The 14,590-nt window shown below is 44.3% G+C and carries 8 protein-coding genes; 7 read left to right on the forward strand and 1 reads right to left on the reverse strand.

What is annotated here, in order from left to right; translation table 11 throughout:
• Window positions 1–1,636: 1,636 nt before the first annotated feature.
• Window positions 1,637–2,941, reverse strand: a complete 1,305-nt coding sequence (gene miaB / locus THEBA_RS01230; protein ID WP_014730115.1) for a tRNA (N6-isopentenyl adenosine(37)-C2)-methylthiotransferase MiaB — start codon at window positions 2,939–2,941, stop codon at window positions 1,637–1,639.
• A gap of 177 nt (window positions 2,942–3,118) precedes the next feature.
• Here miaB and THEBA_RS01235 point away from each other — a divergent pair, with 177 nt between their 5' ends.
• From THEBA_RS01235 to THEBA_RS13705, 7 genes are all read left to right on the forward strand, one after another.
• The gene (locus tag THEBA_RS01235; protein WP_014730116.1) at window positions 3,119–3,898 is read left to right on the forward strand and encodes a S1 family peptidase; all 780 of its coding nucleotides are present in this window, start codon (window positions 3,119–3,121) and stop codon (window positions 3,896–3,898) included.
• Window positions 3,899–4,016: 118 nt separating this feature from the next.
• Window positions 4,017–5,246: an Ig-like domain-containing protein gene (locus THEBA_RS01240; protein ID WP_014730117.1), complete on the forward strand. Its 1,230-nt coding sequence runs from the start codon at window positions 4,017–4,019 to the stop codon at window positions 5,244–5,246.
• Complete coding sequence (locus THEBA_RS01245; RefSeq protein ID WP_041928056.1) at window positions 5,173–7,257, forward strand: InlB B-repeat-containing protein; 2,085 nt, start codon at window positions 5,173–5,175, stop codon at window positions 7,255–7,257. Before THEBA_RS01240 ends, THEBA_RS01245 begins: the two co-directional genes overlap by 74 nt.
• Before the next feature lie 19 nt (window positions 7,258–7,276).
• Entirely contained in the window at window positions 7,277–7,999 is a 723-nt protein-coding gene (locus THEBA_RS01250; protein ID WP_014730119.1) for an InlB B-repeat-containing protein, read from the forward strand.
• Window positions 8,000–8,032: 33 nt separating this feature from the next.
• Entirely contained in the window at window positions 8,033–9,079 is a 1,047-nt protein-coding gene (locus tag THEBA_RS01255; RefSeq protein WP_014730120.1) for a hypothetical protein, read from the forward strand.
• Between the two features lie 24 nt (window positions 9,080–9,103).
• Window positions 9,104–9,544: a hypothetical protein gene (locus THEBA_RS01260; RefSeq protein ID WP_014730121.1), complete on the forward strand. Its 441-nt coding sequence runs from the start codon at window positions 9,104–9,106 to the stop codon at window positions 9,542–9,544.
• Window positions 9,545–10,261: 717 nt separating this feature from the next.
• Window positions 10,262–14,590: an InlB B-repeat-containing protein gene (locus THEBA_RS13705; protein WP_014730122.1), complete on the forward strand. Its 4,329-nt coding sequence runs from the start codon at window positions 10,262–10,264 to the stop codon at window positions 14,588–14,590.

The raw sequence follows: 14,590 nt of genomic DNA on the forward strand, positions 1-14,590 counted from the left end.
GCAGCGATTCTATTCAACTACATGTTCTGCAAGGTGCAAGCTTCAAGAAGGACTACCGACTCCATCAAGAATATGAACTCCAAAAGTTCTTACCCGTCCTTCGAGCAAAGCCCAGATCCCGGATCAAGTCCGGGATGACAGTGTTAGACGATTGCGAGAAAGTCACATTCCGTCATGCTGAATCAGAAGCCGTCCTTGGTCCTTCGTCCAGGATCATGAACCCGTCCTTCGAAAGAGCCGCTTCACGCTTAAGAACAAAAACCCGCTAGTCGCTGCACGTCCAAGTTTTCGGTTCTTTGTCGAGGATTCCGTCATGCTGAACTTGTTTCAGCATCCCGGCGGGGCTTACGAAAACATCACATCGCGTCATTCTGAACTTGATTCAGAATCTCGCTCTCTTGTTGATGTCAGTAACGAGCTTACTTCATCGCCATTTAGAAAAAGGTCTTCTTCTTACAACTTGCATCTTGGAACTTGCAACCGTTCTTTTCTGAGGACGGAGAAACGCTTAACGATCAACCAGTTTCTCTTGTTCTTTCGAATTTCTCTTGTTCTTTCGAACCCCCTACCTGCTACCACGGACCACGCCTTCAAGAACCCAGATCCCGGATCAAGTCCGGGATGACCCTGAACAGAGGTCCCAAACAGGAGCATTTTGGGGCAGGCTCCGCGCAATGACTACGAATGCTTATTCCGAAAACGTCTAAATACGTCATGCTGAACTTGTTTCAGCATCTTGTTCTCTCTTTTCGGAGAACGGAGAACTTTTCAACGAACAGCGATTTTCCTGTTCTTCCTACCAGCAACGTGTGACCCACAACCACGGTTTCTCAAAAACCCAGATCCCGGATCGAGTCCGGGATGACAGCGTTAGGCGATTGCGAGAAAGTCAGATTCCATCATGCTGAATCAGAAGCCGTCCTTAGTCCTTCGTCCCAAACCATGAACCCGTCCTTCGAAATAGCCGCTGCACGCTTAAGAACAAAAACCCGCTAGTCGCTGCACGTCCAAGTTTTCGGTTCTTTGTCGAGGATTCCGTCATGCTGAACTTGTTTCAGCATCCCGGCGGGCCTTACGAAAACATCACACCGCGCCATTCTGAACTTGATTCAGAATCTCGATGCTCTCTTGTTGATGTCAGTAACGAGCTTACTTCATCGCCATTTAGAAAAAGGTCTTCTTCTTACAACTTACATCTTGGAACTTGCAACCGTTCTTTTCTGAGGACGGAGAAACGCTTAACGATCAACCAGTTTCTCTTGTTTTTCGAATTTCTCTTGTTCTTTCGAACCCCCTACCTGCTACCACGGACCACGGTCTTCAAGAACCCAGATCCCGGATCAAGTTCGGGATGACAGTGTTAGGCGATTGCGATAACATCACATCCTGTCATGCTGAACTTGTTTCAGCATCCCGGCGGGCCTTACGAAAACATCACATCGCGTCATTCTGAACTTGATTCAGAATCTCGCTCTCTTGTTGATGTCAGTAACGAGCTTACTTCATCGCCATTTAGAAAAAGGTCTTCTTCTTACAACTTGCATCTTGGAACTTGCATCTTGCAACTGATCCTTTGCTTTTTCTAACCTCTGACCACCGACCTCTAACCTCGTTCCCCTCCGCTGCCTTCACAAGTCTATTTGACTATCACTCCGTACAAAGGTCCAGCCGATACCCGTACTATTCTGATCTTAACAGGTTGACCGATCAGATCAGCTTCGGCCTCGTAAATTACTATCTTGTTGTTCATTGTTCTTCCGTAGATTTTGCCATTCCCTTTTACCTTGCCTTCTCCAATGACATCGATTGTTTCATTAAGATACTTTTCGTTCTCTTCCCTATTAATGTGTTTCTGAATTGCAAGGAGATCGTTTAATCTTCTCGTCTTAACTTCTTGAGGCACATCATCTTTCATCTTCTTTGCAGAGAGGGTGCCTTCTCTTGGCGAATACATAGCGAGATTGACGCGCTCAAACCTAACTTCCTTTACTAGCGACACTGTCTCTTCGTACTCTTTTTCAGTCTCTCCGGGAAACCCGATAATCAAATCAGTACTGAGAGTAGCTCCTTGAATCCTATTCTTAACCCTGCCTAGTAGGTCTAGATAGTATTCCCTAGTGTAACCTCTGTTCATGTCTTTCAAAATTCTGTTGCTTCCAGATTGAACCGGTAAATGAATCGCACGAGACACTTTTTCCGAGGATGCTATCACATCTATTAGTTCGTCACTGAAATCCCTGGGATAAGATGTCAAGAACCAGATTCTCTCAATCCCGTTTATCTCAATAGTCTCTCTAATCAGTTTTGCAAGGGAAGAACCATCTTCAAGATCCTTTCCATACGAGTCCACATTTTGTCCGAGATAGGTGATTTCTCTGTAACCATTTACGGCAAGTTCTCTCGCTTCCGAAAGTATATCATCCATATTTCTGCTCTTTTCCCTGCCTCTGGTGTAGGGTACTATGCAGTATGAGCAGAACTTGTTGCATCCAAATATTATGGTTATCCATGCGTGATGCGCGCTTGTCCTGATTCTAGGAGTGGTTGAATCGAGTTCGTCGATAAAATCACCCATCTCAATGAATCTCTCACCTGACTCCGCTCTGCCGAGCAGTTCATCTACTCTAGTGATTGCACGAGTCCCAAATACAAAGTCAACCTCTTTGTGAGTGAGTAACTCTAGCGCATTCTTTTCCGCTACACATCCACAGACACCTACGAGAAGTCTTCCTTTCCGCTTCTTCACTGCTTTCAACTGCCCGAGTTTGCCGTATAACTTGTCTTCGGACTTTGCCCTAACTGCGCAAGTATTTACGATGACGGCGTCAGCCTCTTCCTCACTGACAGCAATTTCGTGACCGGCTTTCGATAGAACGCCCATCATTGCCTCTGTATCGTTGATATTCATCTGACATCCAAAGGTTCTAAAGGCTACTTTCAAAAGATCACTCCTATTCCGATATCATTGCTCAGCTAAATTGTACCTCATTAGTCGGGGGCGAGTAACCACGTTGTGTTACCATTCTAATGGGAAGAATTCACTGTCAGCATGGATCATAAATGCTGTCCAAGAGTTAGAAGAGATGAGAAATTCGGCGAATGCTATTGGAGGTGCAACATGTTTTCAGAAGCTTTTAGAATTGCAAGCCAGTTTACAAGACCGGTAGTGGTACTTACGCGGAATGGAGCGGGAGAGGTCGTCGCAAATTGCGGATCATTCATTGTGTTGAACAGAGAAGGATGGATAGTGACAATGGCCCACCTATGGCATTCTTATTTTATGTTCAAGCAACAGCACAACCAGAATAACATAGAGCCTGCGAAAAGAATCGAGAATCATTCATTCTGGTGGGGTGGAGATGGAAAGGTCCTCAAGGATATCAGACCATTTCCTGAGGATGACCTGGTAATCGGAAGACTTGAACCATTTGATCCGGATGAGATAGTTGAGTACCCTGCTTTTGTGACACAAGATGAAATGAAGATTGGGACAAGTCTTTGCAGGGTGGGATACCCCTTTTCCAGAATTCGTGCTTCCTTTGATGAAAAGAACTCTAGATTCATCATGGATGGTAAGAGTCTGCCCTCACTTTACCCAATCGATGGAATTTACACCAGAACAGTTGAAGCACCGGCTTTCAAAGGGGCTAAGAATATGACGAAGTTCATCGAGACTTCTTCTCCCGGCCTTCTCGGTCAAAGTGGAGGTCCCATATTAGATACGAAAGGAAGAGTGTGGGGCGTCCAAAGCAGAACGGTGCATCTGCCACTCGGTTTCAGTCCGAAGGTGAGAAGAGACGGTCGAGAAATCGAAGAAAACCAGTTCTTGAATGCCGGTTGGGGAGTTCATGCGGAAAGGATAAGAGATGCCCTTGGCTCGTCTGGCAGAACTGAATGATTGTAGAAACAAACAAGAGTTAATCTCACTTTGCTTTTTGAATCAGACGGCAACATGGTAGAATATCGTAATAGCAGATATTCTTAAATTAAATATTTCCTTCAAGGAGTAGATTTCTGTGAAAAGGATTTCATCATTTGCACTGGCTATTTTGCTTGTTCTTATGCTTTTTGCCACTCAAGGTTGCTTTCTTTTTAGAAATGTAACTATTTCACTGGAGAGCGAATCACTCACGATCGGCGTTGGCGAATCAATACAGATAGAGTTCAAAGTGAAGCCAGAAGATGCGACGGTAAAATTCTCTTCGAGCGATGAGTCGGTTGCTTCAGTCTCATCGACAGGCGTTGTAATTGGTATATCTGCGGGAAAGGCAGAGATAACTATTGAAGGAACAAAGGACAAGTACAAGACTGCCGTAAAGAAGGTAAGCGTTCAAGTCGTTGGCGAGGATTATTATTCCGTAACGTTCACAGTCAGCGACTCTGGTGGAGTCATTCAGGGTGCGGAAGTGTCCTTCAATAGTGACGCGAAAACGACCGACTCTGAAGGGAAGGCAGTTTTCACAGATGTGCTGCCTGGAAGCAAGGACTACTCTATTAGCAAAGACGGATATGAGGATGCAACCGGGACAGTCAAGGTAGATAGCGACGAGAGTGTCGATGTCACTTTAATTAAGAAGTCTTATACAATAACGGCAAGTGCGGGGACCGGCGGAAGCATCGATCCTTCAGGTGAAGTGATCGTCGAACATGGATCAAGTAAGACATTCACTATGAGTCCTTCAGAGGGTTACAGTGTGGAGGATGTTCTTGTGGATGGCGAATCCGTCGGGCCAAGAGATACTTACACTTTCAGCAATGTAACTTCAAACCACACAATATCTGTTAGCTTCACGACATTGCCGCCCGAGACGTACACAGTAACCTTCAATGTCACAGACTCAGAAGGAACTTTGCAGGGGGCAGAGGTATCCTTCAACGGCGAGTCGAAGAACACGGATGTTCAGGGGAAGGCCGTTTTTGTCAATGTCCTTTCAGGCAGCAAAGCATATACTATCAGTAAAGAAGGCTACAACAATGAAACTGGAACAGTCAACGTAGATAGTGACAAAAGTGTTAATGTCACACTTACTAAGAAGACCTATACAATAACGGCCAGCGCAGGGACGGGTGGAAGCATCGATCCTTCCGGTGAAGTCATCGTCGAGCACGGATCGAGCAAGACATTTACTATCAGCCCTTCAGAGGGTTACAGTGTGGAGGATGTTATTGTGGATGGTGAATCCGTCGGCCCAAGAGATACTTACACTTTCAACAAACATAACTTCAAGTCATACAATTTCTGTTAGTTTCACGACATTGCCACCCGAGACGTTCACAGTAACATTCAATGTGAGCGATTCATCTGGAACCCTCCAAGGAGCGAACGTCACTTTCAATGGTGATAGTAAGGCCACAGACGCTCAGGGGAAGGCCGTTTTTACCGGTGTACTTGTTGGAAGCAGGGCGTACACCGTCAGCAAAGAAGGATACAACAACTCAACGGGAAATGTGGACGTTGATGGTGATGAGAGCGTGGACGTAACACTTACCAAAAAAACATACACCCTTGCAGTGAATATTGTAGGCCAGGGAACGGTAACGAAGAATCCCGACAAGGCGGCATACACCCACGGAGAAGTCGTGCAGCTCACGGCCAATCCTGCAGATAATTGGAATTTCACGGGTTGGAGTGGAGATCTTGCCGGCTCGACCAATCCGGAGAGCATCACAATGAATTCTGACAAAACGGTGACTGCGAACTTCTCAATAGTACAGTACACGATTACCGCTTCTGCAGGAGCAGGAGGTACCATAAGCCCTTCGGGACAAGTGAAGGTCAATCATGGATCGAATCAGAGCTTCAGCATAAGTGCCAATACAGGCTATGATATACAAGACGTAAAAGTCGACGGAGCTACTGAGGGAGCTATTGGTTCATATACATTTAGCAACGTGACAAGTGATCATACAATTGCTGCAACCTTTAAGATAAAGACCTACACGGTAAGCGTCTCTTCAAACCCCGTGGAAGGGGGCAGTGTAAATGGAGGCGGAACATATAATCATGGTGCTCAGGTAAGTTGTCAGGCGACCGCAAATGAAGGATACAGATTTGTCAACTGGACTGAAGGTGGAGTGGTCGTGAGCGATAACTCTACCTACACTTTCAACATCACTGCCAACAGAAATCTGGTTGCCAATTTCGTCAGGGTCTACTCAGTTACATTCAGCGTTGTCGACTCTGAGGGAGTTTTGCAAGGGGCAGAGGTATCCTTTAACGGAGAAACTAAGGTTACGGATGTTCAGGGCAAGGCCGTTTTCACCGGCGTTGTCACTGGCAGCAAAGCATATACTGTCAGCAAAGAAGGCTATAACAGTGCAACTGGAACAGTCAACATAGATAGTGACAAGGGTGTCGATATCACCCTGGTGAAGAAGACTTACACTCTCACAGTGAGTTCGGTTGGCCAGGGAACGGTAACGAAGAATCCCGACAAGGCAACCTACACACATGGTGAAGTTGTTCAACTTACTGCTAATCCGGACTCTGGTTGGAACTTCGATTCTTGGAGCGGTGACCTTACTGGATCGACTAATCCCGTAAACATAACAATGGATGGGAATAAGTCAATAACTGCTAATTTCAGCGAGATAACATATAGTATAACCTTCAGCGTGAGCGATTCGGAAGGACCTGTTCAGGGAGCAAATGTGACTTTTAATAGTGAGACAAAGACGACAGATAATCAAGGGGAAGCCCTATTCACGGGTATCACAGTTGGTGAAAAGCAATACACAGTAAGCAAAGATGGCTATGGCGATATCTCGGGGAGTATCGTTGTTGATTCTAGTAGAACTGTAAATGTTGTTCTGGAGAAAAAGCCTATGATTGAAGTGGTAGACAGCGCTTTCTCAGTGAGCGAGCCTCTTGAAATATTAGTTAGGGCTCAGAATCTTGGAGAAGTTGATTTCATTGAAATAGTGCTTCAGTTTGATACTGAGTACTTTGGAGATTCGTGGGATTTTAGAAGAAAGTTACCTATTGATTGGCAGGTTATTCCAAGCGATCCTGGAAACGGAATCATACATCTTGCTCTTGCCATTACTGGCGGTAAAACGCAAGTTATAGATGATTTAACGAGTATCGTGTCAATAGAATTGACTGCGAAGAAGATAGGAACCAGCCATATTACTTTCACTAGTTATACCTCTGTGGGTAATGTTCCTTTCGAGACGAATATTATCACCGCTGAAGGGACAAGACTAAGCGGTTCAGATCTGATACTTGATGAAGGTACAATAACCATCACAAACTAACTTCTGAGAGGCGATAATTGTGAAGCGAGTAATTAAGATCTGCCTGATTTCAGTATTTATCATTTCAATCATCTCGTTGACCGGATGCATAAAACCAACATTCCAGGTTGTGGTACAGATAACGCCGGCTGGCGGAGGCAACGTAACAGGGGGCGGAAGTTATAAGAAAGGTGAGATGGTTACATTGAACGCGATTAACTCCGAAGGTTATCGTTTCCTGCATTGGAAAAGCGACGGTGCTTTCCTTACAGACCAGAACCCATACTCTTTTAGAATTGCGGGTAATGTCAGTCTGGAAGCGGTTTTTGTTGCTGATGCAGGCGAGATATCGATTGCAGACGCCTATTTTGTTGTTGATGAAGAGAGCCACGTAAAAATAAACGGAGTTGGGCTTGGAGCAGTGAATCTGATTGAAGTTGTAATTGAGTATGACCCTAATGTCCTCAGCTGGGAAGGTAGTAGTTGCAGAATCGCTGGCTGGATAACAATTGAAAAGAATCCCTCGCCCGGAATAGCTCACATAGCCATATCAGGTGCGTCAACCGAGATAAACGAAGAGAAAGAGTTAATTCGTGTGTATCTTTTGCCCAAGAAAGCAGGCATAAGTGATGTCAAGTTCACCACCTACGAGAGTGAGGGTGGCGTGTTTTTTGAGACAAACTATATCACCGCCGGAGGGTTGAAAAAGACTTATCCAGAACTGGGGCTTAAGAAAGGTGTAATAACAGTAAATGAAAACTGATTCTGAGGAATTGACTGATGGGGGCGTGTGACCATGAAAATGTTCAGATATTTTGCTTTTGTTGTTCTCATGGCGATCTTACTTTCTGGCTGTTACATTAAGCCTTATGAAGAGAACGGTGTAGAGACGAAGTTTGCCGACGACGATATAGTTTTCATACTTAGGTCCAAAGCTGATGCTATTGAATTGTTAATTGACGAGAAAATAGATTTCTCAACAGTAGTTGTACCTGATGGCTATCTAAAGATTGTCAAATATGTCAATGAAAAAACTCTAATTGCTCTTGCAAAGGGGTCAGAGATAAATCGCGGTGAAGAAATACTGAGGATTGAAGGATTAGAAGAAGAAAACCTGATTACTTTGATTAAGATATGGGATATAGACGACATTTACTATGAATCAAACGGAACTGACCCAAAATTGCTTGGGGATTTCACAGGTGATGGTCAGGTCGAGGGATTCGATTTCATACCTTTTGCTCAGAGCTACGGAAATGCGCTCGGCGCTCCAGGGTATGAAGCAATTTACGACATGAGTTCACTCGAGAATCCTGCAAGCAAAGCATTTTCAGGAATTTGGGGAAAGATATTTTCTCAGGAAGGAGTGTCTGACGGAAAGATCGACGGGCCAGACTTTATTGTCTTCGCCAACAATTACGGTTATGCCAATCCATATCTCGGAACGTGGACGTTCACTGGAACAATTGACTATAATAGCTCTTCCTTTGGCCAGGTGGATGCAACTGGAAACGGTACTGCCACCATTGAATCACTGAACTACAACTTTACAGGCAACGTAACGATGTCATTCGAGGCGGATTACGAAGACGAAAGCGGAAATCCACTTCATTCAGAGATGACAACAACGATCAACAATGTCAGTTTTGATTTCGATAATCTTGTAATGGCCATTGACGCGACGGTTGATGATTTCACAGGTTCGGGCAATACGTACGACGTGCGGTTGAGAGGTGCGCTAAAAACTGTTGGGGATGCGGTTTATGCCCAAGTCCCTTCTGGGGATATCTATCTTCTGAATCCCGAAAGAAGAATCGGAACCTGGTCTGGAAGCAAACAATAAACTTCATCAAAGAAGGTGGAGGTTTTGAAGCGACTAATTTTCACAATACTAATTATCACTTTAGTTTTGCTATCTGGATGTGTTTTCAAGTCTAACCCTGCCGGGTTTGTTGAGATTGCAGGTACTTGGGCATTAGCCGGAAGAGTCGTTTACGGTAGCACAGATGTCTCTGGCACTGGAACCCTTTATATCACCAGGCAGGAGGGAAGCGATTTCAGTGGAACGGGTTGGTACTTTCTTCTGAGCGCTCCTGTGGAGGGAACGGTATCTGAAAGGCCGGAAAATTACCTAGTTATGCATGCAACTGTTAACTATGGAGGGAATGAAAGAACTGTCCTTTTCACAGGGCATGTCCTGGAGGCTGACGATGGAGTGTCAGTAGAAGATGGAGAGATCTTTCTTGATGACCTTACGAAGAAAATAGGTACATGGACTGGCGAGTGGACGCCACCACCCGGCCAATAGTATCTGAGCCTTCAATCCAGAACATACATAGGATACGGCAATTAAATCTGTAATTTTAATGCTAGGCTTTCCTAACTTCCATTTTTGACAAAGAACGATCAGATTTGATCGCATTATTGCAAGTATTGGAGATGGCAAAAGGTGTTCAAAGGCTAGCTGTCTATAAAAGCGAAGCAGTCGATGTCTGTTTCGAAAATTCATTCCTCTAATTCCATTCATTTTGGGGTGTAAGCAATCAACAGGGAATCAAACTTTCCTGAGTACAAGCGTATCTAGTTATTTCCTTTCAAAGAATTTCGCAGATCCCATGTGTGCATTCTTGGTGTGAAATCAAAAGAATGCTATATAAAATTGCCTCTACTCCATATAGCAAATTCATCATACTTCCTTGTTTTTGATGACAATCTAGAATTCTCAGGAGTTAAATAGTGGATATTATAAGTATGTAAACTTAGAGTAAATAATTCTATATTTACTAGATTTGAATCTTCCCAGAAAATCATTCGTACGTTCTTCCACGGATTAATGATTCCTATAATCCCCACAATGATGTATGCATTCATGAGAATTGATTGAATAATGTCGAATTTCGTATTCTCAAAAACTAATCATATGATTATATCGAAAGAATAGATCAAATTTAGTAATACTCATGAATGAATCGTATATAATATTTCTGTACACCTGGTTTTTCACTAACCGTCCGGAGGAGATCTTATGAGGAGATACAGGAATACAATTCTAATAAGCGTTTTACTTTTCATAGCCTTGATCTTCAGCAGTTGCGTTCCCAGAGTGAACCTATTCACTGTGGAGGTTGTTTCGGAGCCGGATGCAATTTCGGTTGCCCTTCTAAAAGACATCGAACAGGCGAATTATGAAGCTTCAGATGTCCAGAAAACCCCGCTAGTTCTTAACCTTAAACCCCAGGAGACTGTAGTCGTCAAAGTTATAGAAGAAGAACCACTTGAAGAAACTGAGGTTATACATGTTTTCGATGGCTGGGCCGACGGATCTAAGGCGAATCCAAGAGCAATTACGGCCGATTCGAATAAGAAAGTGGAAATCAAGACAGTGAAGAATGTTAGGGTCTCTATATCAACGAGCCCCAGAAATCTTGTCGAAGTCGTTGGAAGCGGTTTTTATCCAGTTGATACGGAGCTTGACTTGAGCGCACCTGCTGAAGTTGGAGATTATCACTTCGCTTATTGGAATATTGATGGAAGTAGAGAATACAGTCAGGAGCTCTCTTTGAAACTCGATGGACCAACGAAGATTGAAGCTGTCTATGAGAACAGACCTCTAAGAACTCTCGAGATTGATTCACAACCCACCGGACTGAATATGAGTGTGGATGGCCAGGAAATTCTCACCCCCTACTCTATCAAGTCTGAAGAAGGGGAATCACACACAGTTGCCTTTCTTCCTCAGGAAAGGGATCTTAGTAATCTCGTTAACGGTACAGACACTAGATACTCCTTCAAATCCTGGAGCGATGGTGGTACAAGTAATCCCCGTACGGTATTGCTGAATAGCGATCTATCTTTGAATGCAATTACTGGAATTGAATATCTTACTGTGACTTCAACCGTTCCAGAAGGAATAAGTGAGTTTTCTAGTGCAGCCTGGAAGACGGCTGGTTCTTCAGTCTCTTACGTTGCTCCCGAAGTCCCGGGCTACATCTTTTCACACTGGGAAGTGGATGGCGAAGATGTGCTGACTAAAGAGCTTTCTTTGATAGTTGATTCACCGAAGAGTATTGTTGCTAACTACAGTCTTGTAGGGCATGTGCTTTCTTTAGATACCGACCCGTCGGGGCTGGAAATTCTGATAAACGATAAGACTTTTACTGCGCCCGCTTCTCTGTCTGGCAGTTATGGTGACCTTTTTACTGTCGAAATACCCGAACCTCAAACAAGAGATGAATCGGAGTTCGTTACAGGAATAGACGCGCGCTACACATTTGGCAGATGGAACGATTCAATAGAGACTAACAAGAGAACGATAAAGCTCGACTCAGACAAGTCATACACGGCGACAATGGAAATCGAATACCTCGTTGAAACGGGTACAATGCCTGAAGGACTTTCAGAAATCCCAGGCGCAGGATGGAAAGCCAAAGGCTCTTTTATTTCTTACGAGTCAAATGATTTAATCGGATACACTTTTTCGCACTGGGAAGTTAACGGAGAACGTGTAGACGGAGAGATTCTTGATCTGGTGGTTGAGAGACCAACGAAGATCCTAGCTGTCTACAGAAACAAGGAAGAATCGACTCTTGAGATAACGTCCAATCCCGAAGGTCTCGTGTTTAGCCTTAACAACGAAGTCTATTCCGCTCCGAAGAGTTTTGTCTTCGAAAGCGGAACCTCCATCGAGGTTTCCTTCCCAGCTTCACAGGAGAAAGACAATAGTGAACAGGTATTGGGAAATGATACAAGATTCCTTTTCTCAAAATGGGCAGATGGATTGGCTGAAAATACCAGAACCGTTGAATTAACCGAAGATATCAGACTTGAAGCAATTGCAAATACAGAGTATCTAGTGGAGGTGTCATCGGAAACCGCTCAAATCGGAGGAACTGGTTGGTATAGGAAGGGCTACTCTCTTAATATAAACGCGCCAGAGGTTTCAGGGTACAAATTTGTTTCCTGGAGTGTTGATGGAGCAAAAGCAGTCAGAAATCCCTTATCTGTAACCGTTGATTCTCCGAAGAAGATTGTTGCAGTCTACGAAGAAGCAGTTGTCAGCAACAAGACTCTGACTGTTTCAACTACCCCTGAAGGACTGCTTGTCAAGATTGATGGCAACCAAATGGTTTCCCCATGCCAGATCACTGCTGCAGAAGAATCCTCACACTCGATATCCACGATTACTCCTCAAGAGAAGGACATTTCAACACAGATCGCTGGCAACGATGTCAGATATGTATTCTCCGCTTGGAATGACGGAAGTACCCTAAATACAAGAACTATAGAACTGAACTCCAACCTTTCTTTCGTTGCAGCTTTCGGCGAAGAATTCAAACTCGAGACAGCGACCCAACCCTCCGGTATAGTTCAGATTGGTGGCACAGGATGGTATCACGATGGCGAGAAAGTTGTATTGAATGCTGCAGCGGTGGAAGGCTACAACTTCCTTCACTGGTCGGTAAACGGAGTGAAGGCAGGAGAGAGCTCAACTCTGGAGTTCATTATTGATGAGCCGACTGCTGCAAAAGCAGTTTACAATTCACTTCCAACGATTTCCCTTGAAGATCGAGAGGTTTCCGAGGGCGAAGTATTGGAGTTGCTGCTAAGCGAACATTCGGCAGATGTGGATGGTGATACGCTCTCTTACTCGCTTTTATCTGGTCCTGGAAGTATTTCAGGCGGAATCTATTCAGTTGACACTAGTGAACTGAATGCGGGACTTCACGAGATCACAATAGAGGTTTACGATGGCAGAGGTGGGTATGCAGCGGATGGATTTACGATAACTGTGACAGAGCAGAACAACCCGCCAGCCGTTCCGGGTTCACCATCGCCCGCAAGTGGTTCGGTCGATCAAGAGTTATCCATAGAGCTTTCCTGGACTTGTTCAGATTCAGACGGCGATGCTCTTGTCTTTGACATTTATTTCGGTTCTTCTTCAAGTCCGGAAAAAGTGGCATCAGATATCCTAGCCAATAACTGGCAGTCTACGAACCTCAGTGAAGGGGTCACATACTACTGGAAGATCGTTGCAAAGGACAGTAACGGAGCTACTTCCGAAAGCTCTGTATGGAGCTTCTCGACGAAGAATTCCCTTCCGGCTGACGGGGTCGACAAGGTAGGGCCCGTTTACATGGGCGATTTATTGCTAATAAGTAACGAAAACCCAGATTGCTATTCTTACGAAAATACGGGTTCCCTGTCTGAGGATTTCGTTCAAACAGCTTCTTTACCGGACGACCTTCCTCTGGAAGCTTATGCTATGAATCCAATCCTTCCGGAGCCAGAGGGTTTGACACTTGATAAGCTTGTAAAACTCGGGGACAATTTTGAGGTTGCAGCAGTTGGAAGCACATCGGAATTCTGGGTCTATAACTTCAAGACTAATACCACCGAGAAACTAACTGCAACCCTTCAATATTCAGGATCTAAGTCTGAGATTTGGGTTGAGAATACAGAAGAGATAGGTCAGCAACAAGCCCAGCAGCTTGGTAGCGAGTTTGACGATAGTATATATCCACTTATTGCTAATTACTTCTACACTCCTTCAGATCTTGACGTAAACGGTAAAGTGAAGATCCTTTGCTTCGATATACAAGATAGTTTTGAGACAACTGGCTCGTATTATGCCGGTTACTTTAGCTCGGGTGACCTGTTCAATCATTCAACATCTAACATGGGTGAACTTTTCTATATTGATACTTATCCATCAATGCACTATCCTAAGACAAACCCAATTGATGTTTCCAGGGCTTTCTCCACAATTGCACATGAGTTTCAACACATGGTGAACTACAACAGAAATGTTCTTGTTGAAAAGGGTTCCACAATGCCAACATGGCTAAACGAAGGGTTATCTTTGGCTGCTGAACATCTTTACTCTGGTGTTCTTTCCAGAAGGATCTCGTACTTCAATAGTTCTCCTAGGATCCGAGACGGACACTCAGTTCTGTATTGGGGTGACAATGGAGATACTCTATCCAGCTATGCTTTATCATATATCTTCCTTCAATACATAAGAGCTCAGGCAGGCAATGATGCAATATTCAGAGATATTCTTCTTAGCAATGACAATTCATCAAATGTCATCGTTTCTGCGTTAACTAAGTATGGTGTTACGAAATCCTTAGGCGAAATTCTTACTGATTTCAGGATTGCTCTGGTTCTCAAAAACGGCTCAGGACCCTATGGATTCCGAGGCGACGGTGATTTCAACTCAATAGCGGTTCAGTTCTATTCTGGAGGATCAAAGGAATTACGAGGGGGAAGTGCTGTTTACAAGTCAATCAACCCGAGTTTTACCGATCCGGAGAATTCAGGCGATTCTATTGCATATGTAGGGATAACGAAATAG

It is taken from the genome of Mesotoga prima MesG1.Ag.4.2, assembly GCF_000147715.2.
GTDB classification, from domain to species: domain Bacteria; phylum Thermotogota; class Thermotogae; order Petrotogales; family Kosmotogaceae; genus Mesotoga; species Mesotoga prima.